Annotated in this window: 20 protein-coding genes; 5 read left to right on the top strand and 15 right to left on the bottom strand. The window is 69.0% G+C overall.

Features of this window, described 5'->3' with window-relative positions; translation table 11 throughout:
• Positions 1-96 precede the first annotated feature (96 nt).
• Positions 97-342: a hypothetical protein gene (locus M9799_RS11340; RefSeq protein WP_231041783.1), complete on the top strand. Its 246-nt coding sequence runs from the start codon at positions 97-99 to the stop codon at positions 340-342.
• 52 nt (positions 343-394) lie between these two features.
• On the top strand, positions 395-1372 hold the full coding sequence (locus tag M9799_RS11335; protein ID WP_231041782.1) for an ion transporter: 978 nt from the start codon (positions 395-397) through the stop codon (positions 1370-1372).
• Between the two features lie 8 nt (positions 1373-1380).
• Here the strand turns inward: M9799_RS11335 and M9799_RS11330 are convergent, their stop codons facing one another.
• Positions 1381-1989 carry a hypothetical protein gene (locus M9799_RS11330; RefSeq protein ID WP_231041781.1) on the bottom strand — a complete coding sequence of 203 codons (609 nt, stop codon included), beginning with the start codon at positions 1987-1989 and terminating at the stop codon, positions 1381-1383.
• A gap of 235 nt (positions 1990-2224) precedes the next feature.
• Between M9799_RS11330 and M9799_RS11325 the strand changes: the two genes are divergently transcribed.
• Complete coding sequence (locus M9799_RS11325) at positions 2225-2731, top strand: OmpA family protein (protein WP_231041780.1); 507 nt, start codon at positions 2225-2227, stop codon at positions 2729-2731.
• A gap of 66 nt (positions 2732-2797) precedes the next feature.
• Here M9799_RS11325 and M9799_RS11320 read toward each other — a convergent pair whose 3' ends face one another.
• From M9799_RS11320 to M9799_RS11305, 4 genes are all read right to left on the bottom strand, one after another.
• The gene (locus M9799_RS11320) at positions 2798-4231 is read right to left on the bottom strand and encodes a phospholipase D-like domain-containing protein (RefSeq protein ID WP_231041779.1); all 1434 of its coding nucleotides are present in this window, start codon (positions 4229-4231) and stop codon (positions 2798-2800) included.
• 61 nt (positions 4232-4292) lie between these two features.
• The gene (locus tag M9799_RS11315; protein WP_231041778.1) at positions 4293-5015 is read right to left on the bottom strand and encodes a prephenate dehydratase domain-containing protein; all 723 of its coding nucleotides are present in this window, start codon (positions 5013-5015) and stop codon (positions 4293-4295) included.
• On the bottom strand, positions 5012-5392 hold the full coding sequence (gene arsC / locus M9799_RS11310; protein WP_231041777.1) for an arsenate reductase (glutaredoxin): 381 nt from the start codon (positions 5390-5392) through the stop codon (positions 5012-5014). Before arsC ends, M9799_RS11315 begins: the two co-directional genes overlap by 4 nt.
• A gap of 287 nt (positions 5393-5679) precedes the next feature.
• Entirely contained in the window at positions 5680-7305 is a 1626-nt protein-coding gene (locus tag M9799_RS11305) for an ABC transporter permease (protein ID WP_231041776.1), read from the bottom strand.
• Between the two features lie 96 nt (positions 7306-7401).
• On the opposite strand from M9799_RS11305, the gene M9799_RS11300 reads away from it, so the two are divergent.
• Both M9799_RS11300 and M9799_RS11295 read left to right on the top strand, forming a co-directional pair.
• Positions 7402-8469 carry an ABC transporter ATP-binding protein gene (locus M9799_RS11300; protein ID WP_231041775.1) on the top strand — a complete coding sequence of 356 codons (1068 nt, stop codon included), beginning with the start codon at positions 7402-7404 and terminating at the stop codon, positions 8467-8469.
• Between the two features lie 80 nt (positions 8470-8549).
• Entirely contained in the window at positions 8550-8759 is a 210-nt protein-coding gene (locus M9799_RS11295) for a GIY-YIG nuclease family protein (protein WP_231041774.1), read from the top strand.
• A 226-nt stretch (positions 8760-8985) separates the two neighbouring features.
• Here the strand turns inward: M9799_RS11295 and M9799_RS11290 are convergent, their stop codons facing one another.
• The 10 genes from M9799_RS11290 to M9799_RS11245 all read right to left on the bottom strand — a co-directional run bounded on the left by M9799_RS11290 (position 8986) and on the right by M9799_RS11245 (position 17715).
• Positions 8986-9747: an amino acid ABC transporter ATP-binding protein gene (locus M9799_RS11290; protein ID WP_304505198.1), complete on the bottom strand. Its 762-nt coding sequence runs from the start codon at positions 9745-9747 to the stop codon at positions 8986-8988.
• A gap of 8 nt (positions 9748-9755) precedes the next feature.
• Complete coding sequence (locus tag M9799_RS11285; RefSeq protein ID WP_231041773.1) at positions 9756-10862, bottom strand: amino acid ABC transporter permease; 1107 nt, start codon at positions 10860-10862, stop codon at positions 9756-9758.
• On the bottom strand, positions 10859-11905 hold the full coding sequence (locus tag M9799_RS11280; protein WP_231041772.1) for an amino acid ABC transporter permease: 1047 nt from the start codon (positions 11903-11905) through the stop codon (positions 10859-10861). The genes M9799_RS11285 and M9799_RS11280 overlap by 4 nt, the downstream gene beginning before the upstream one ends.
• Positions 11906-11908: 3 nt before the next feature.
• On the bottom strand, positions 11909-12928 hold the full coding sequence (locus M9799_RS11275) for an amino acid ABC transporter substrate-binding protein (protein ID WP_231041771.1): 1020 nt from the start codon (positions 12926-12928) through the stop codon (positions 11909-11911).
• A gap of 191 nt (positions 12929-13119) precedes the next feature.
• A complete protein-coding gene (locus tag M9799_RS11270) occupies positions 13120-13866 on the bottom strand; it encodes a lysophospholipid acyltransferase family protein (RefSeq protein WP_231041770.1) in 747 nt (248 codons plus the stop codon).
• On the bottom strand, positions 13859-15154 hold the full coding sequence (locus tag M9799_RS11265; protein WP_231041769.1) for a dihydroorotase: 1296 nt from the start codon (positions 15152-15154) through the stop codon (positions 13859-13861). Before M9799_RS11265 ends, M9799_RS11270 begins: the two co-directional genes overlap by 8 nt.
• Positions 15155-15165: 11 nt before the next feature.
• Positions 15166-16128 (bottom strand): aspartate carbamoyltransferase catalytic subunit, encoded by a 963-nt coding sequence (locus tag M9799_RS11260; protein ID WP_231041768.1) that lies wholly within the window; start codon positions 16126-16128, stop codon positions 15166-15168.
• Positions 16129-16130: 2 nt separating this feature from the next.
• Positions 16131-16649 (bottom strand): bifunctional pyr operon transcriptional regulator/uracil phosphoribosyltransferase PyrR, encoded by a 519-nt coding sequence (gene pyrR, locus M9799_RS11255; RefSeq protein WP_231041767.1) that lies wholly within the window; start codon positions 16647-16649, stop codon positions 16131-16133.
• Positions 16646-17116, bottom strand: coding sequence for a Holliday junction resolvase RuvX (gene ruvX, locus M9799_RS11250; RefSeq protein WP_231041766.1), 471 nt, complete (start codon positions 17114-17116; stop codon positions 16646-16648). Before ruvX ends, pyrR begins: the two co-directional genes overlap by 4 nt.
• Complete coding sequence (locus M9799_RS11245) at positions 17113-17715, bottom strand: YqgE/AlgH family protein (RefSeq protein WP_231041765.1); 603 nt, start codon at positions 17713-17715, stop codon at positions 17113-17115. The genes ruvX and M9799_RS11245 overlap by 4 nt, the downstream gene beginning before the upstream one ends.

Genomic DNA, 17715 nt, shown 5'->3' with positions numbered 1-17715 from the left:
CCCGAAGCTGCGGCCGCGGCGGGGTGCAGGCAAAATGCGGGGTCCGCCGCTCCCTGCGGCAGCGCCCACCTTCATTTCATCGCCAAGACGCATCCCATGCCCGCCACCGAAATCACCGTCACCTCCGCAGGCAAAGTCGCGGGGCAGGAACTGCTGGTCCCCACAGGCCAGGAAGGCACGCATTACGCGCACATCCAGGACTGGCTCGGCGCGCAGCTCAAGACGAAGAAGGCGGTGCGCGACATCAGCCAGCAGGTGCTGGTCAAGGGCATCAAGCAGTGGGCGGTCTACGAAGGCAAGTCGGGCGGCAAGCCCCAGCGCTGGGTGTTCAAGATCACCTGAGGGCCAGGCGCGCCGCGCCTTCTTCCTGCCCCTGTTTCCGCCCGTACCTGCCATGCGCCTGTTTGCCTTCACGGCTTTCTTCCGCGACAACTACCCTTCCGCCGAGCGCCTGGGCGTGCCCGTGGCGCGCTGGCGCGAGAGCCTATACCGCACGGTGTTCGAGACCAATACCCAGATGGGCAAGGCCTTCGAGCGCTACCTGACGCTGGCCATCGTGCTGAGTCTGGGCGTGGTGATCGCGCACAGCGTGCCGGCGATCTCCGAGGGCTGGCGCGGCACGCTGCTGCGCTCGCTGGAGTGGGTGTTCACGGTGGCGTTCACCGTGGAATACCTGCTGCGGCTGGTCTCGGTGCGCAAGCCCTGGCGTTACGCGCTGAGCTTCTACGGCATCGTCGATCTGCTGGCCATCGTTCCAGCCTATCTCGCGATCTTCTTTCCCGAGGCGCAGTATCTGGCGGCGGTGCGTGCGCTGCGGCTGGTGCGCACCTTCCACATCTTTCCCGCGCTGCGCGGCTTTCTCGACGAGTACCTGATGCTGGGCCGGGCGCTGCAGTCGAGCATGCGCAAGATCTTCGTGTTCCTGAGCGTCGTCGCGGTGCTGGTGTTCGTCATGGGCACGCTGATGTTCGTGATCGAGGGTCCGGAAAACGGCTTCACCAGCGTGCCCACGGGCATCTACTGGGCGATCTCCACCGTCACCACAGTGGGCTATGGCGACGTGACGCCGGCCACCTCGGTGGGCCGCTTCTTCGCCTCGGTGATGATGCTGCTGGGCTGGGGCGTGCTGGCGGTGCCGACCGGCATCGTCGGCGCCGAGATCTCGCGCAGCACCGGCACCCGCGCGCGCATGAAGGGTGTCGAATGCCGCACCTGCGGCGAGAACCGCCATGAAGACGACGCGCGCTTTTGCCGCCGCTGCGGCACGCGGGTGCTGCCGCTGGCGGCCAAGGTGCCGCCCTCGACGCCCTCCACCATGGCTCCCGCCGCACATCCGGCCGCGGCCACGAGGGCCACGGCCGAAATCGACTGAGGCAGGGCTCAAAGCATGCTGCGCCGCTGCTGTCCGGCGCGTGCGGCTTCCGTGGCAGTTGCCACATTGCGCACTTCCTCGGGCGGCGGCAGCACCGCCGGCATGCCCAGGCCTTGCAGCGACAGCTCGCGGCACCAGCCCTGGCTGTGGTACAGGTGGTGGTCTTCGTCCTGCTCCACGCGCGCATACGCGTCTTTCAGCAGCTTCGCCTGCTCGCCACTGGCCACTGCCGCCACCTGGCCCAGCAGCTCCCAGTTGGCGTGGTCCTTGGTTTCGGCATGCACCACGCATTCGCAGGCGATCAGTTCGGCCGCCTGCGCCGTGCCGCTGCCTACCGCCAGTTCGATGGTCTGGACCAGCGCATTGCCGATGTGCTTGGCGACGTCGCGGCCGGCGCTGCGCCCGCCGGCATCGATGCCCAGATCCTCGCACAGCGTGCGCAGGACGTTGTAGTGGTTCTGGGTCTGCGCCAGGTATTCCTGCCACTCCTTCTTGAGATCGGGGTTGCGCGCCACGGTGATGGCTTTCTTGTAGACCTGTTCGCCGGCCAGCTCGGTTTCCAGCATCTGCAGCAGCAGGTCCTTGAGTTGCGTCGCATCGTAGGATGGGTGGGCCATGATGTCTCCTTGTGACAGCGGAAAAAACCCATGGCCCATGGTGAACCGCGGCGGAAAAACCCGGCTGTAGGGCCCGATCCCGACGCCAAGCCGGGCACGGACCGGCGCCCTGCGCGCCGCCTGCAGACGCGCCGCGGCGGCGTTGACAGCGTGCCGGCGCAGCCCTCTACAATCGATTCGTCGCGCGCGCTGCAGGTGCTGCGCCGCATCCATTCACATCCAAGGGAGTTCAGACATGGCCACCAGTTCCGATGACGACAGCCAGCAGCGTTTCGCGCTGGGTTTTCTTTTTGGCTTGATTGCCTTGATCGTTGCCACGGTGATCGGCGTCGTGGTCTATCAGCGCGTGCTCAAGTCGCCCGAGTCCGCAGCGGTGCCCGTCGGGGTGATCCCCGCCGGTGCCGTCTATGAGGAAGCGCTGGTGCGCGTAGACAACGGCGTGGTCAAGTTCTACTTCGCCACCGGCAAGGCCGACGTGGCGCCAGGCAGCAATGAAGCGCTGGCCGATGTGGTGCGCGGCGTGACGCAGGGCAAGCGCGCGCAGATCTCCGGCTACCACGATGCCACGGGCGATGCCGCCATCAATGCCGAGCTGTCCAAGCAGCGCGCGCTGTCCGTGCACAACACCCTGGTGGCGCTGGGCGTGAAGCCCGAAGCCATCGACCTGCGCAAGCCCGAGCAGACCCAGGCCAGCGGCAGCAATGCCGAAGCGCGCCGCGTCGAAGTCGTGCTGATCGACTGAGCTTCATAGCTCGGCACGAACCGGCAGCCTGCGAGGGTTGCCGGTTTTTTTTCGGCTGCGCTGCGCTCAGAGCTGGAACGCCACCGTCCGCACCATGCCCTCGAAGATCTCGCGCGGCCAGGAAGGCCGGCGGCCGACATAGGGCTCGGCGCCGGCCTGCAGCTGCTCGTGCCAGTCGCACAGCCATTGCACCTCGGCCTGGCCGTAGAACGCGGCCATGGCTTCGTAGTTCAGGAACAGGCTGCGCGCATCGAGGTTGAGCGAGCCGCACAGCGCCCATTCGCCATCGACGATGACGCATTTGGCGTGCAGCATGGCCGGCAGCAGGTGGATCTCGGCGCCGGCCTGGGCCAGCTGGCGCAGCGCGCGCTCGCGTGCCCAGTCGGCCAGCCGGTGGTTGGAGCAGCGCGGCAGTAGCAGGCGCAGCCGCACGCCGCGCCTGCACGCCAGCGCCCAGGCCGCGACCAGCGCATCATCGGGAACGAAATACGGCGTGACCGCGACGATGCTTTCGCGCGCCTGGAACGCGGCCGACAGCAGCAGCGCATGCAGTGTGTCGTCGGCATGGTCCGGGCCGCTGGCGATCCACTGCGCCCAGGTCTGGCCCGGGGCGGGAGCAAGTGCCGCGGGCTGCGCCACCGGGGGCGCGCGGTGCTTCTTGCGGTGGATGCGCCCCGGCGCGGCACGCCAGTCGGCATCGAACTGCGCCAGCGCCTGGGCCGCCAGCGGGCCTTCCACGACGAAGCCCAGGTCGACCCAGGGTGGCGCGCCATTGCTGCCGACGAAATACTCGTCGGCCAGATTGCGCCCGCCGCTCCAGATGCGCCGCGCATCGGCCACCACCAGCTTGCGGTGGTTGCGCAGGTTGAGCCGGCCGTAGAGCGGGTTGTGCAGCAGCGGCATGAAACGCCGCACCGCGATGCCCATGCCGCGCCAGTCGCGCAGCAGCGTGCGCGGCGTCTGCAGGCTGCCGATGGCGTCGATCAGCACCCGCACCTGCACGCCGCGCGCCACGCAGCGCTGCAGCGCCTGGGCCACCTGCTCGCCCGTCGCGTCGGCGGCCAGCACATAGGTGCACAGCGCGAGCTGTTCGCGCGCGCTGTCGATGGTGGCCAGCAGCGCGGCCAGCGCCTCGTCGCCGCCGGACTGGAATTGCACATGGGAGTTGCGCATGGCCTCGGGCAGATCGAGCGCGCGCAGCAGGCGCGCCACCCATTGCGGGGGCGCGGCGCCGGCTTGCGCGTCCGCATCGCTCCAGGGCGACGGAGCGGGCAGCAAGGGCGCCTGGCGCTGCATCGGCCTCAGGAACTTGCGGCTGCCGATCAGCATGAACAGCGGCAGCGCCACATAGGGAATGGCCACCATGGCCACGACCCAGGCCAGCGCCGCCGAAGGGTGGCGGCGCTGGTGGCCGATGCGCGTGGCCACCATGTAGACCAGCAGGCTGGCGATGACCACGATGCTGTGGCCCAGGCCGGAGAGCAGCGCGAAGGTCGTCATTGGCGCGGCCCCGCGGGCGCAGGGTGCGCGGGCATGGCGGCGAATGGGGTGGGCAGCTGGCTCATGCTTCAAGCATAGCGCCATGCGCCAGGCCGAAGCGGCCCAGCCAGGGATGCTGCGCATCTGCCGGGGAGTGCGGCGGCGCGGCGCGCGCCAGCAGCCACCAGCGGGTTTCATTGTGCGGGCCCTGCTCGATGCCGCCTTGCAACACCGCGAGGCCATGCATTGCGGCCGCCAGCGGCGGGCCGAGGCAGGCCAGCGGCTCCTGGTGCGCCGCGGCCACGGCCTCGGCCGCCGCGCCCGCCGAGGCACAGGGCCGGTGCGGCAGTGACGGAAGGTGCTGGCGCAGCCAGGGCGCGGCTTCGCGCAGCGCCACGGGGTGGGCGCAGAGCGCCTGCAGCTGCGCGCGGTGCACGCCGGGCCGCGCCATCAGGCTGTAGCCCAGCTGCAGCCGGCATTCGCCGACGACCTGCAGGGTATCGCCATTGCCTGCGCCGCTGCGCTCCAGCAGGGCCCGCACCGCTGCCATATAGGGCGTGGCACCCACCAGCCGCGTGCTCACGGGCAGGCACGCCATATCGACGCTGCGCGCCGCGAGCGCCTGCAGCACCGCGTCGGCCGGCATGGCCAGCAGCGCAGGGCCGGGCTGCAGGCGCGCGGTTTCGAGCCATTGCAGGCAGGCCTGATGCGTCCAGGTGCCGGCCGGGCCGAGATAGGCCAGGCGCTGGCCGGATCGCCGCAGCGCCTCGGGCCAGGGCGAGAAAACGCCCGGCGCGGGGCTCATGCGGGCAGCAGCGCCAACACCTTCTCCGGCGGGCGGCACAGCGCCGCGCCGCGCGGCGTGACGACGATCGGGCGGTTGAGCAGCACTGGATGGGCGGCCACGGCGGCAATCAGTTGCGCATCGCCCAGCGCGGGATCATCGAGCCGCAGTTCGGCGTATTCGGCTTCCTTGCTGCGCAGCAGTTCGCGCACCGGCACGCCCAGCTTCTGCACCAGCGCCGCGACCGCGGGCGCATCCAGCGGCTCGGCGATGTAGTCGACGATCCGCGGCTCGATGCCACGCTCGCGGATCAGCGCCAGCGCGCCGCGGGAATTGCTGCAGCGCGCGTTGTGGTAGATCGTGACGGGGAAGTCGGAGGGGGGATGTGTCTGGGTCATGGAGGCGGAGTTTACTCAGGCGAATGACTTCCCTGTTCGTTCTGAAACCTGAGCCCGTCGGACCATGAACGGCCCTGCCCATGCTGGAGAGCTGGCCGTCCATCCTTCGACGGGGCCGCCCAGGCAAGCTCAGGACGAACGATTTAGCGCTCATTCCCGTTCCCGTTCCCGTTCCCGTTCCCGTTCCCGTTCGCCCTGAGCCTGTCGAAGGGTGAAGGGCCTGCACAATAGATGCGGCACTGCCTTACCGAAGCGAACAAGCTTCACCCTGTAAACAGACCCTCCACTCAGCGCGAGCGCAGCGTCCGGCTCAGCATGATCACCGGCACCAGCCCCACCGCCACCAGCGCCAGCGAGGGCAATGCCGCCTCGCCCAGGCGCTCGTCGCGCGCCAGCTGGTACGCCACCACGGCCAGCGTGTCGCTGTTGAAGGGCCGCAGCACCATGGTCGCGGGCAGCTCCTTCATCACGTCGACGAACACCAGCAGCGCCGCCGCAGCGGTGGAGCGCTTGAGCAGCGGCCAGTGCACGCGCGCCAGCAGGCCCCAGCTGCGCGTGCCCAGCATGCGCGCCGAGTCGTCGAAGCTCACGGGAATGCGCGCGTAGCCGCTCAGCATGGACTGCAGCGCCACGGCGCAGAAGCGCACCAGGTAAGCCCACACGATGCCCACCGCCGTGGCCGTGATGAGCGAAGCCAGGCCCCAGTCGGGCACGGCCGCCTGCAGCCAGCCCACGGGCAGCAGCAGGCCCACGACGATGACCGCTCCGGGCACCGCATAGCCCAGGCTGGCAAGCTGCACCACGCCGCGCGTGAGCGGCGCCGGGCGCCGGCGCACCGCAAAGGCCAGCGCCAGCGCAATGGCGACGGCCAGCACCGACGTGATCGCGCCCAGGCGTACGCTGTTGCCGGCCCATTCGAGAAAACGCGACCAGGGCAGCACCGACCAGTCGGCCGCCAGCGGGCGCAGCATGAAAAAGACCGGCGCGACAAAACCCATCAGCACCGGCAGCAGGCAGACCAGCCAGGCCATGGCGGCTTGCCCGCCACGCAGGCGCAGCGGCTGGGCCTCGGCGGAACCGGCGCGGCCCACGCCGTTGGTGACGAAACGCATGCGCCGCTGGGCGCGCACCTCGATCTGCAGCAGCAGCACGACCAGCACCAGCAAGAAGGTGGCCAGCTGCGCCGCGGCAATGCGGTTGTCCATCGACAGCCAGGCCTTGTAAATGCCGGTGGTGAAGGTCTGGATGCCGAAGTAGCTGGCCACGCCGAAATCGGCCAGCGTCTCCATCAGCACCAGCGCCACGCCTGCGGCCACGGCCGGGCGCGCCAGTGGCAGCGCCACCGTCATGATGCGCCGGCGCAGCGGCGCGCCCAGCAGCCGCGCCGCTTCCATCAGGTGCGCCGCGCGCTCGCCCAGCGCGGTGCGCGCCAGCAGGTAGACATAGGGGTAGAGCGAGAAGATGAACACCCAGACCGCGCCGCCCAGGCTGCGCACCTCGGGCAGCAGCCGGCCCTCGAGGCCGTAGGTCTCGCGCAGCCAGACCTGCAGCGGGCCGCTGAACTGCAGGAAGTCGGTATAGGCATAGGCCGTGACATAGGCCGGCATCGCCAGCGGCAGCAGCAGCAGCCACTCCAGCAGGCGCCGCCCGGGGAAATCGAACAGCGTCACCGCGGCCGCGGCCACGGTGCCGACGATGGCCGCGCCCAGTGCCACCATCAGGCCGAGCCAGACCGTGGTCCAGACATAGCCGGGCAGCACCGTGGAGGCCATCTCGCGCAGGATCGGGCCGGCCAGGCCATCGGCGTCGCCCCAGGGCAGCCAGGCGGCAAACACCGCCAGCACCGGCAAGGTCAGCAGCAACGCCAGCAGGATCAGGGGCAGGGAACGGCAGGCGGAGATGATGCGGCGCAAGATGAGGCTCGGCTGAGGGAAGGCAGGGATGCGCGCGGCCGGGGCCTTTCGTGCAAATGCGAATTCTAAGCATTTGCACCGCCCTACAATCGAGGAATGTTTCTCAAGGTCTCCCAACTCGGGGTGCGCTACCGCGGCCGCCCGCAGGCCGCCGTGCAAGGCGTTTCACTGAATCTGAACGCCGGTGACATCGGCGTGCTGATCGGCCCCTCGGGCTGCGGCAAGACCACCTTGCTGCGCGCGGTGGCCGGGCTCGAGCCGGTCAGCGACGGCGAGATCCGCCTCATGGACCAGCTGGTCAGCAGCGCCGGCCTTTCGGTGCCGCCCGAGCAGCGGCGCATCGGTATGGTGTTCCAGGATTACGCCCTGTTTCCGCACCTGAGCGTGGGCGCGAACGTGGCCTTCGGCATCCACGGGCTGCGAAAGAGCGAGCAGGCGGCGCGCGTGGCCGAGGTGCTGGCGCTGGTAGGCCTCGAGGGCAGCGCCGCGCGTTTCCCGCACGAGCTCTCGGGCGGGCAGCAGCAGCGCGTGGCCCTGGCGCGGGCGCTGGCGCCGCGCCCGCAGCTGATGCTGCTGGACGAGCCCTTCTCCAACCTCGATGTCGATCTGCGCGAGCGGCTGGCGCACGAGGTGCGCGCCATCCTCAAGGCCGCGGGGGCGACGGCGCTGTTCGTCACGCACGATCAGCTCGAGGCCTTTGCCATCGGCGACGTGATCGGCGTGATGAACCAGGGCGCGCTGCACCAGTGGGACAACGCCTATACGCTCTACCACCGCCCGGCCACGCGTTTCGTGGCCGACTTCATCGGCCATGGCGTGTTCCTGCCAGCGCGCCTGGTGATGCGCGAGAACGGCGTGGTGGCCGAGACCCCGCTGGGCGAGCTCAGCGACCTGGCCGAATGCCCGCTGCCCGCGAGCTACCCGAACGGCGAATGCGACGTGCTGCTGCGCGCCGACGACGTGATCCACGACGACAACGCCGAGGTCAAGGCGCAGATCGTGCGCAAGTCCTTCCGCGGCTCGGAGTTCCTCTACACCATGCGCCTGCCCAGCGGCCAGACGGTGATGGCGCATGTGCCCAGCCACCATGACCATGCGGTGGGGGAATGGGTGGGAATGAAACTGGCGGTGGAGCATGTGGTGGCGTTTCCCAGGGAAATGTAGCCCCCACCACCGTTCGCCCTGAGCTTGTCGAAGGGCGTTTTGGGGCGTGCTCGGCCCGCCGCTACCGCACGGAGGACTCCATGGGCTTCTGGATTTACCTACTACGCTGCAATGACGGCACCTATTACACCGGACATACGGACAATCTCGAGCAGCGGGTGGCGCAGCATGTTGCCGGGGCATTCCCTGGTTGCTACACGTTTTTGCGCCGGCCTGTAGCGCTGGTGTTTGCGCAGGAGGTTGCGAGTCGTGAAGAAGCGCTTGCAGCCGAGCGGCAGGTAAAGGGATGAAGTCGTCGGAAGAAGGAAGCGATGATGCGGGGGGATTGGGACGAGGTTTCGAGGGCAGGCCGTTCATCCTTCGACAGGCTCAGGACGAACGGGGGGTGAAGCGCTCTGCCCTATGGTGATCTCTTTACCCTTTAGCCGCCCCCTTCCATCCTAAGCCTCCCCACTACCGCTCGCCCTGAGCCTGTCGAAGGGCGTTTCAGGGCGCAGCCTGAGAAAGGCATGTCCCCTACTTCCTCCCCAGCAACTTATCCAGAAACTGCCCCGCCCTCTCACTCCGAGGATTGGAGAAAAACGCCTCCGGCTCCCCCTCCTCGATGATCTGCCCCTGGTCCATGAACACCACGCGGTCCGCCACCGAACGCGCGAATTCCATCTCATGGGTCACGCAGACCATGGTGATTCCCTGCCCCGCCAGCTCGACCATCACGTCCAGCACCTCGTGCACCATCTCCGGGTCGAGTGCCGAGGTGGGTTCGTCGAACAGCAGGATCTGCGGCGACAGGCACAGCGCGCGGGCGATGGCCACGCGCTGCTGCTGGCCGCCCGAGAGCTGCTGCGGGAACTTGTGCGCCTGCTCGGCGATGTGTACGCGCTCGAGCTGCGCCAGCGCATGGGCCTCGGCTTCGGCGCGCGCGACGCGGCCGACGTGGCGCGGCGCCAGCGTCAGGTTGTCCAGCACGCTCAGGTGCGGAAACAGGTTGAACTGCTGGAACACCATGCCCACGCTGCGGCGCACCTGCTGCACCGCGCGCAGGTCCTCGCGGCCCTCGACGGCCAGCGCCGTGCCGTTCACGGACAGCCGGCCCTCCTGGAACGGCTCCAGCGCGTTGATGCAGCGGATCAGCGTCGACTTGCCCGATCCCGAGGGGCCGCAGACCACCAGGCGCTCGCCGCGCGCAATGTCGAGATCGATGTCGCGCAGCACGTGGAATTCGCGTCCGAACCATTTGTTCAGCTGCTCGAAGCGGACCATCGGAATGTCTGGCATGGATTCTTTCAACGGGCCTGGCCGCGCGCGTGCCGCTGCTCGACCCAGAGGCTGTAGCGGGACATGGCGGCGCAGACCACAAAATAGATCGCGGTGATGAACAGGTAGCCCTCCACCATGAACGGGCGCCACTCGGGGTCGCCGCTGAGCGCCAGGCCGAGCGAGCCGGTCAGTTCATAGAGGCTCACGATGGTGATCAGCGAGCTGTCCTTGAAGATCGAGATGAAGCTGTTCATCAGCCCCGGCACCACCGCGCCCAGCGCCTGCGGCAGCACCACCAGGCGCTGCGTCTGCCACCAGCCCAGGCCGATGCTGTGCGCGGCCTCGAGCTGGCCCTGCGGCACGGACTGCAGGCCGGCGCGCACCGTTTCGGCAAGATAGGCGGAGGCAAACAGCGCGATGCCCAGCAGCACGCGCACCAGCACGTCGGGCGTGGCGCCCACGGGCAGGAACAGCGGGAACAGGAAGCTTGCCATGAACAGCACCGAGATCAGCGGCACGCCGCGCACCAGTTCGATGAACACCGTGCACAGCGCGCGGATCGCCGGCATGCGCGAGCGCCGGCCGAGCGCCAGCAGCACCGCCAGCGGGCAGGCCAGCACGATGGACAGCGTCGTGAGCATCAGCGTCAATGGCAGCCCGCCCCAGCGCTCGGTGGGCACGGGCGACAGGCCGGCCACGCCGCCGCCCATCAGCGCAAAGACCACCGCCCAGACCAGCACCCAGGCAATGACCAGCCAGCGCGTCCAGAAACGCCGCATGCCGCTGGCAATCACCAGCGCCAGCAGCAGACCGGTGGCCAGCAGCGGGCGCCACTGCTCTTCCAGCGGATAGCGGCCGAACAGGATCAGCCGGTGCTTCTCGGTGATCACACCCCAGCAGGCACCGACGCCGCGCGCGGCCTGGCAGGCCTGCGCATCGTTATGCCAGACGGCGCGCCACAGCAGCCAGTCGAGCGCACCGGGCAGCGCCCACAGCGCCCAGGCCAGCAGCGCCAGCGTGGTCAGCGCGCTGACCCAGCTGCCGAACAGCTCGCGCCGCACCCAGGCCAGCGCGCCGCCCACGCGCGGTGGCGCGGCGCGGGCGGGAATGGGAGAAGTCCGCAGCCCGCTCATGGCGCCTGGCGCGCGCGATCGCGCCGGTCGAGTCCGCCCATCAGCAGCGCGGTGGCCAGCGACAGCGTCAGGTAGACGGCCATCACGATGGCAATGCATTCCAGCGCGCGGCCGGTCTGGTTCAGGCTAGTGTTGGCAATGGACACCAGATCCGGGTAGCCCACGGCCACCGCCAGCGAGGAATTCTTCGTCAGGTTCAGGTACTGGTTGGTCAGCGCAGGCGCCATCACGCGCAGCGCCTGCGGCCCCGTGACCAGGCGCAGCGTCTGCCAGCGGCTGAGCGCAATGCTCTGCGCGGCCTCGATCTGCCCGCGCGGCACGGCCAGGATGCCGGCGCGCACCACCTCGGCGACAAAGGCTGCCGTGTAGAAGGTCAGCCCGGCCAGCACCGCCAGGAATTCGGGCGACAGCGCGGCGCCGCCCTCGATGGAAAAGCCCTCGAGCACCGGCCGGCTCCAGTGCCAGCCGTCGGCGCCATGCTGCGCAAAGGGCAGCACCAGCCCCGACTTGCTGAGAAACACCGCCCCGCCCCAGGACCAGGCCTCGGTCGTATCGGGCAGGTATTCGACCAGCAGCAGGTACCAGACCAGCAACTGCACCAGCAGCGGCACATTGCGGAACAGCTCCACGTAGCCGCGGCACAGCGCGCGCACCGGCAGGTTGCGCGAGAAGCGCCCGATGCCGACCAGCGCGCCCAGCAGCGTGCACAGCACGATGCCGGCCAGCGCCACGCGCAGGGTGTTGAGCAGGCCAACGGCAAAGGCGCGCCAGTAGCTGTCCGACGATTCATAGGCGATCGGCTGCTCGCCGATATCGAAGCCCGCGGTCTGGCCGAGGAAGTCCCAGCCGCTCTGGATGCCGCGCGCCGCCATGTTGGACTGGGTGTTGTGGATCAGCCAGCCCAGCAGCGCGGCGATGCCCAGCAGCGCCAGCAGCTGCCAGATGCGCGCGCGCGTCGCCGGATGGTGCCATGACCAGCCGGCGCGCGGGCGCGGCGGCGCGGGCCGCGCGGGGATCGGGGCCGCCGGGCGTTCGGCACTCATGGCTCAACGCACCGGCAGCGCGTACATCAGCCCGCCCTCGGTCCAGAGCTGGTTCTTGCCGCGCGCCAGGCCCACGGGGGTCTTCTCGCCGACATTGCGCTCGTAGATCTCGCCATAGTTGCCCACGGCCTTGATGGCGCGCACCAGCCAGTCTTTGTCCAGGCCCAGCAGCTTGCCGGTGTCCTCGGTCTTGCCCAGCAGGCGGCCGATGGTCGGGTCGGTGGTCTCGGCCTTGAGCTTGTCCACATTGGCCTGCGTGATGCCGTTCTCCTCGGCCTCGATCAACCCGTAGACCACCCAGCGCACGATGGACAGCCACTCGTCGTCGCCGCGGCGCACCAGCGGGCCCAGCGGTTCCTTGGAGATCAGGTCCGGCAGGATGGTGTGCGCCTTCGCATCCTTGGCTTCCTTGGCGCGCACCGAAGCCAGGCCCGAGGCGTCGGTGGTGTAGGCCTGGCAGCGGCCGGCGAAATACGCGGCATTGGCGGCGTCGAACTTGTCGAACACCACCGGCTTGAGATTGAGCTTGTGGATGCGCGAGAAGTCGGTCATGTTCTTCTCGGAGGTCGTGCCCGCCTGCACGCAGACCGTCGCGCCCTTGAGCTGTTTGGCGCTCTGCACCTTGGTCTTGGCCGGCACCATGAAGCCCTGACCGTCGTAGAACACCACGGCGGTGAAGGCCAGGCCCATCGAGGCATCGCGCGTCAGCGTGACCGAGGTATTGCGCGAAAGCACGTCGACCTCGCCCGACTGCAGCGCCGTGAAGCGCTGCTGCGACGCCAGCGGCACCCACTTGACCTTGTTGGCGTCGCCCAGCAGCGCGGCGGCAATCGCCTTGCCCACGTCGACGTCGAGGCCGGTCCACTGCCCCTTGCTGTCGGCGGCCGAGAAGCCGGGCACGCCGCTGCTGATGCCGACGCTGATCTGGCCGCGCTGCTTGATGGTGTCGAGGGTCTTGCCGGCGTGGGCCGAGGTCAGGCCGGCCAGAGCCAGTGCCAGCAGGGATAAGCGGGAAATTTTCATGGGGACACCTGTAGCCGTGATTGAAAAGCCCAAAACACCCTTCGACAAGCTCAGGGCGAACGGGTTTGTGCAGCGTGCGTCCAACGAGAGTTCGGCAACGGAAAATCCGTTCGTCCTGAGCCTGTCGAAGGATGGACGGTCCAAAACGCTAGATTACCGCGATTCAGCCCCTCTACTTGCGCGAAAAACAACTAAGCGCGCCGCAACCGTTCCACTTCCGACTGCAAGTCACGTGCCCACGCACGCCGGTCGCGCCCATGCGCCCTCTGCGGTACCCCATATTCCACGCGCGCAATGATCGCCGGCGCGCTCAGCGTGCTCCAGACCGATGCCCACAGCGTGGTGTCGCCCGCGTAAATGGGCGCCGGGCTGTCCAGCCCCGTGGCCGGGTCGATGAAGCGCAGCGCCAGCGGCTGCACCGGCGCGTCCACCTCGATCGCGGCTTCCAGCAGATTGGCGCGAAACGGCAGCATCGCCGTGCCATCGCTGGTCGTGCCCTCGGGAAACACCGCCAGCACATCGCCGGCGCGCAGCGCCTCGCCCATCAGCTTGACGATGCGCAGCGTGTCGCGGCGGGAGCCGCGGTCGATGAACAGCGTGCCCGCGGCGCGCGCCAATGTGGCCACCAGCGGCCAGGAGTCGACATCGGACTTGGAGATGAAGCGGCAATGGCGCGCCGCGTGCAGCACCGGAATATCGAGCCAGGAAAGATGATTGGCCACCAGCAGCACCGGGCCGCTGACCGGCGGCGTGCCGTGCACCTCGAGCTGCACGCCGATGCGCGCCAGCAATCCTTGCGCCCAGGCCTGCACCAGCGCATTGCGCTGCAGGGTGGACAGGCGCGGGAAGCGCCAGGCAATGGTCCAGAGCCCGCGCAGCAAATGGCCCGCCAGCCGCAGCAGGCGCAGGGCCGTACGGCCCCAGCGCCTCTCAGGCACGCTCGAAGGCAATGCGCCCGGCCACCAGCGTGCAGCGCACGCGCGCCGGCAGTTCGTAGCCGCTGAACGGCGTGCACTTGCCCTGGCTGGCCAGCGCCGCGGGAGTGACTTCCCAGTGGGTGCCGGGATCGACGATGCACAGGTCGGCAATGCCACCCTCGCGCAGCTGGCCGATCTCCGGCTGCAGCGCGCCCAGCGCCGTGCCCAGCACGCGCGCGGGCGCGGCGGTGACGACTTCGAGCGCGCGCGCCAGCGGCACCTGCTGCGCTTCGGACCATTTCACAGCCAGCGACAGCAGCAGCTCCACCCCGGTCGCGCCGGGCTCGGCCTCGGCGAAGGGAAGCACCTTGGCGTCGTCATCGACGGGGGTGTGGTCGGAGACCAGCGCGTCGATGGTGCCGTCGGCCAGCGCCGCCGACAGCGCATCGCGGTCGCGCTGCTGGCGCAGCGGCGGGTTCAGGCGCGCGCTGCTGTCGAAGTAGCCGATGTCGGTATCGGTCAGGTGCAGCGAGTTGATGCTGACGTCGGCCGTGACGTTCAGGCCCTCGGCCTTGGCGCGGCGCACCAGCTCGACGCCGGCGGCGCTCGACAGCCGGCACAGGTGCACGCGCGCCGCGGTGCCGCGGATCAGCTCGAAGATGGTGTGCAGCGCGATCGTCTCGGCCGACACCGGCACGCCCGACAGGCCCATGCGCGTGGCGAGCGGCCCGCTCGCGGCCACGCCCTTGCCCAGGTGCATCTCCTGCGGGCGCAGCCAGACCGTGTAGCCATAGGTGGCGGCGTACTGCAGCGCGCGCTGCAGCGTCTGGGTGCTGGCCAGCGGCACGTCGGCCTGGCCGAAGCCCACGCAGCCCGACTCCGTCAGCTCGTTCATCTCGGTCAGCACCTCGCCGGCCAGGCCGCGCGTGAGCGCGCCCAGCGGGAACAGGCGCGACTGGTTCAGCTTCTCGGCGCGGAACTTGAGCATCTCGACCAGGCCCTGCTCGTCGAGCACCGGGTCGGTGTCGGGCGGGCAGACCAGGCTGGTCACGCCGCCGGCGACGCTGGCCGCCATCTCGCTTTGCAGCATGCCTTCATGTTCATGGCCGGGCTCGCGCAGGCGCACCGCAAGGTCCACCAGGCCGGGCAGCACCCAGCAGCCGTTGGCATCGATCACGCGCCCGGGCTCGAAGCCCGCGGGCGCCGCGCCCATCGCAGCGACGCGGCCGCCATCGACGGCGATATCGCAGACCTGGTCAAAGCCGCTGGCCGGGTCCATGACGCGGCCGTTCTGGATCAGTAGTTTCATGGGTCTGGACCTCAGGCTTCGTTGCCCGCGACGATGGACATGACGGCCATGCGCACGGCAATGCCGAACGAGACCTGCGACAGGATCACGGCCTGCGGGCCGTCGACCACCTCGGAGTCGATCTCCACGCCGCGGTTGATCGGCCCGGGATGCATGACGATCGCATCGGGCTGCGCCAGGCGCAGCTTCTCGGCCGTCAGGCCGAAGGCCTTGAAGTATTCCTGGCTCGAGGGCAGCAGCGCGCCGGTCATGCGCTCGTTCTGCAGGCGCAGCATGATGATCACGTCGGCATCGCGGATGCCTTCCTCCAGCGTATGGAACACGCGCACGCCCATCTGCGCCAGATCCGATGGCACCAGCGTGCGCGGGCCGACCACGCGCACCTCGGCCGCGCCGAGCGTGGTGAGCGCGTGGATGTCCGAGCGCGCGACGCGCGAGTGCAGCACGTCGCCGACGATCGCCACGCGCAGGTTGGAGAAATCCTTCTTGTAGTGGCGGATGGTGTACATGTCCAGCAGCCCCTGCGTGGGATGGGCGTGGCGCCCGTCGCCGGCATTCACCACGTGCACGTGCGGCGCCACATGCTGGGCCACCAGATAGGGCGCGCCCGACTCGCTGTGGCGCACGACGAAGATGTCCGCGGCCATCGCCGAGAGGTTGGCGATGGTGTCGAGCAGCGACTCGCCCTTGCTGGCCGAGCTGCGCGCGATGTCGAGGTTGAACACGTCGGCCGACAGGCGCTTGGCGGCGATCTCGAAGGTGGTGCGGGTGCGCGTGCTGTTCTCGAAGAACAGGTTGAACACGCTCTTGCCGCGCAGCAGCGGCACCTTCTTGATCTCGCGGTCGTTGACGCTGACGAAATTGGCGGCGGTGTCGAGGATATGCGTCAGGATGTCCTTGGACAGGCCCTCGGTCGACAGCAGGTGGATCAGCTCGCCGTTCTTGTTGAGCTGGGGATTGCGCTTGTACAACACGTTCAGGCCTCCTGGATGCGGAACTGGAAGCGGCCCTGCTCGTCCTGCGCCAGCGCCAGCGATTGCTTGGGCGGCAGCGCCACGCGCGCGGCGGCGAAGTCGGCCTGTATCGGCAGCTCGCGCCCGCCGCGGTCCACCAGCACCGCCAGGCGCACGCAGTCGGGGCGGCCATAGTCGTAGAGCTCGTTGAGCACGGCGCGGATGGTGCGGCCGGTGTAGAGCACGTCGTCGAGCAGCAGGATGTCGGCGCCGTTGACGTCGAAATCAATCTGCGTCTGCGCGCTGCTGGCCATGCCGCGCTGCGCGAAATCGTCGCGGTGCAGCGCCGAGGAAATGACGCTGGGCGCGCCCTCCAGCTTCAGGTCCTGGTGCAGGCGCTCGACCAGCCAGGCGCCGCCCGAGGCGATGCCCGCCAGGCGCGTCGAGGGCCCCATGAGGCTGCGCACGCCGCGCAGCAGTTCGCGGTACAGCGCCTCGGCGTCGAGCACCAGGGTGCCGCTGCCGGCTCTCGGATCGTTCATGGAAGACTCCTCAGAAACTGTTCAAGAATGATGCAGGCCGACGCGGCATCGGCATCGCGCGCGCCCTCGGCGAGGGCCTCGGTGGTGCTGTAGCGCTCGTCCACCTCGAACACCTGCAGGCCAAAGCGCCCGCGCAGCTGGCGGCCGAACTTCAGCGCGCGCGCGGTGTTCTCGTGCGCCGTGCCGTCGGGGTGCCAGGGCACGCCGATCACCAGCGCGTCGGGCTCGAATTCCTTGATGCGCGCCGCCACCTGCAGCATGCGCGCGTCGGCGCCTTCGGCCTTGATCGTGGCCTGCGGCGTGGTGATGCCGAACATGCGGCTGCCGGTGGCGACACCGGTGCGCTTGGCGCCGAAGTCGAAGGCCAGGAAGCTCTGGAAATGCGCCGGCACCACGGCCGGCGCGGTACCCGACGCGCGTGGCGGAGCTGCGGGCGCGCCGGCGCCCTGCGGGGAGGCTTCGCTCATGCGTGCCCCACGTCGCGCGACAGCGACCAGGCGTGCAGGCCCAGCAGGCCCAGCGCGCGGTCGTAGCGCTCGGCCACGGGCGCGTCGAAGATCAGCGCCGTGTCGGCGCCCACCGTGAGCCAGGCGTTCTCCGCCAGTTCCGATTCGAGTTGGCCCTCGCCCCAGGAGGCGTAGCCCAGCGAGACGAACACCCGGCGCGGGCCGGCGCCGTTCGCCAGTGCCTCGAGCACGTCCTTGGAGGTGGTCATCTCCAGGCCGCCGGGGATGGTCATGGTCGAGGCGTAGATGGATTCGTCGGAGGGAATGCCGCCTTCGGCCGCAAACGCCTCGTGCAGCACGAAACCGCGGTCGGTCTGCACCGGGCCGCCCCGGTAGACCACATTGGAGCGCAGATCCTCGCGTCCGAGGGAAAGATCGATCTTGTCGAGCAGGCCTTCAAGGCTCAATGGCATGGGTTTGTTGATGATCAAACCCAGGGCGCCACGCTCGCTGTGCTCGCACAGGTACACCACGCTGCGCGAAAAGGACTCATTTTCGACGCCGGGCATGGCGATCAGAAAATGGTGCGTCAAGTTGATAGGCGCAGAATCAGCGGGCAT

Origin of the sequence: Comamonas endophytica, from assembly GCF_023634805.2 — a bacterium.
GTDB lineage: Bacteria > Pseudomonadota > Gammaproteobacteria > Burkholderiales > Burkholderiaceae_C > Comamonas > Comamonas endophytica.
This window is presented reverse-complemented; position numbering and strand designations above follow the sequence as displayed.

Coding starts and splice junctions, on each gene's coding strand:
- M9799_RS11340 (WP_231041783.1), top strand. CDS start 97: ATGCCCGCCACCGAAATCACCGTCACCTCCGCAGGCAAAGTCGCGGGG.
- M9799_RS11265 (WP_231041769.1), bottom strand. CDS start 15,154: ATGAAACTACTGATCCAGAACGGCCGCGTCATGGACCCGGCCAGCGGC.
- M9799_RS11295 (WP_231041774.1), top strand. CDS start 8,550: ATGGGCTTCTGGATTTACCTACTACGCTGCAATGACGGCACCTATTAC.
- M9799_RS11335 (WP_231041782.1), top strand. CDS start 395: ATGCGCCTGTTTGCCTTCACGGCTTTCTTCCGCGACAACTACCCTTCC.
- M9799_RS11315 (WP_231041778.1), bottom strand. CDS start 5,015: ATGAGCCCCGCGCCGGGCGTTTTCTCGCCCTGGCCCGAGGCGCTGCGG.
- M9799_RS11290 (WP_304505198.1), bottom strand. CDS start 9,747: ATGCCAGACATTCCGATGGTCCGCTTCGAGCAGCTGAACAAATGGTTC.
- M9799_RS11300 (WP_231041775.1), top strand. CDS start 7,402: ATGTTTCTCAAGGTCTCCCAACTCGGGGTGCGCTACCGCGGCCGCCCG.
- pyrR (WP_231041767.1), bottom strand. CDS start 16,649: ATGAACGATCCGAGAGCCGGCAGCGGCACCCTGGTGCTCGACGCCGAG.
- M9799_RS11275 (WP_231041771.1), bottom strand. CDS start 12,928: ATGAAAATTTCCCGCTTATCCCTGCTGGCACTGGCTCTGGCCGGCCTG.
- arsC (WP_231041777.1), bottom strand. CDS start 5,392: ATGACCCAGACACATCCCCCCTCCGACTTCCCCGTCACGATCTACCAC.
- M9799_RS11285 (WP_231041773.1), bottom strand. CDS start 10,862: ATGAGCGGGCTGCGGACTTCTCCCATTCCCGCCCGCGCCGCGCCACCG.
- M9799_RS11325 (WP_231041780.1), top strand. CDS start 2,225: ATGGCCACCAGTTCCGATGACGACAGCCAGCAGCGTTTCGCGCTGGGT.
- ruvX (WP_231041766.1), bottom strand. CDS start 17,116: ATGAGCGAAGCCTCCCCGCAGGGCGCCGGCGCGCCCGCAGCTCCGCCA.
- M9799_RS11330 (WP_231041781.1), bottom strand. CDS start 1,989: ATGGCCCACCCATCCTACGATGCGACGCAACTCAAGGACCTGCTGCTG.
- M9799_RS11245 (WP_231041765.1), bottom strand. CDS start 17,715: ATGCCCGCTGATTCTGCGCCTATCAACTTGACGCACCATTTTCTGATC.
- M9799_RS11280 (WP_231041772.1), bottom strand. CDS start 11,905: ATGAGTGCCGAACGCCCGGCGGCCCCGATCCCCGCGCGGCCCGCGCCG.
- M9799_RS11320 (WP_231041779.1), bottom strand. CDS start 4,231: ATGACGACCTTCGCGCTGCTCTCCGGCCTGGGCCACAGCATCGTGGTC.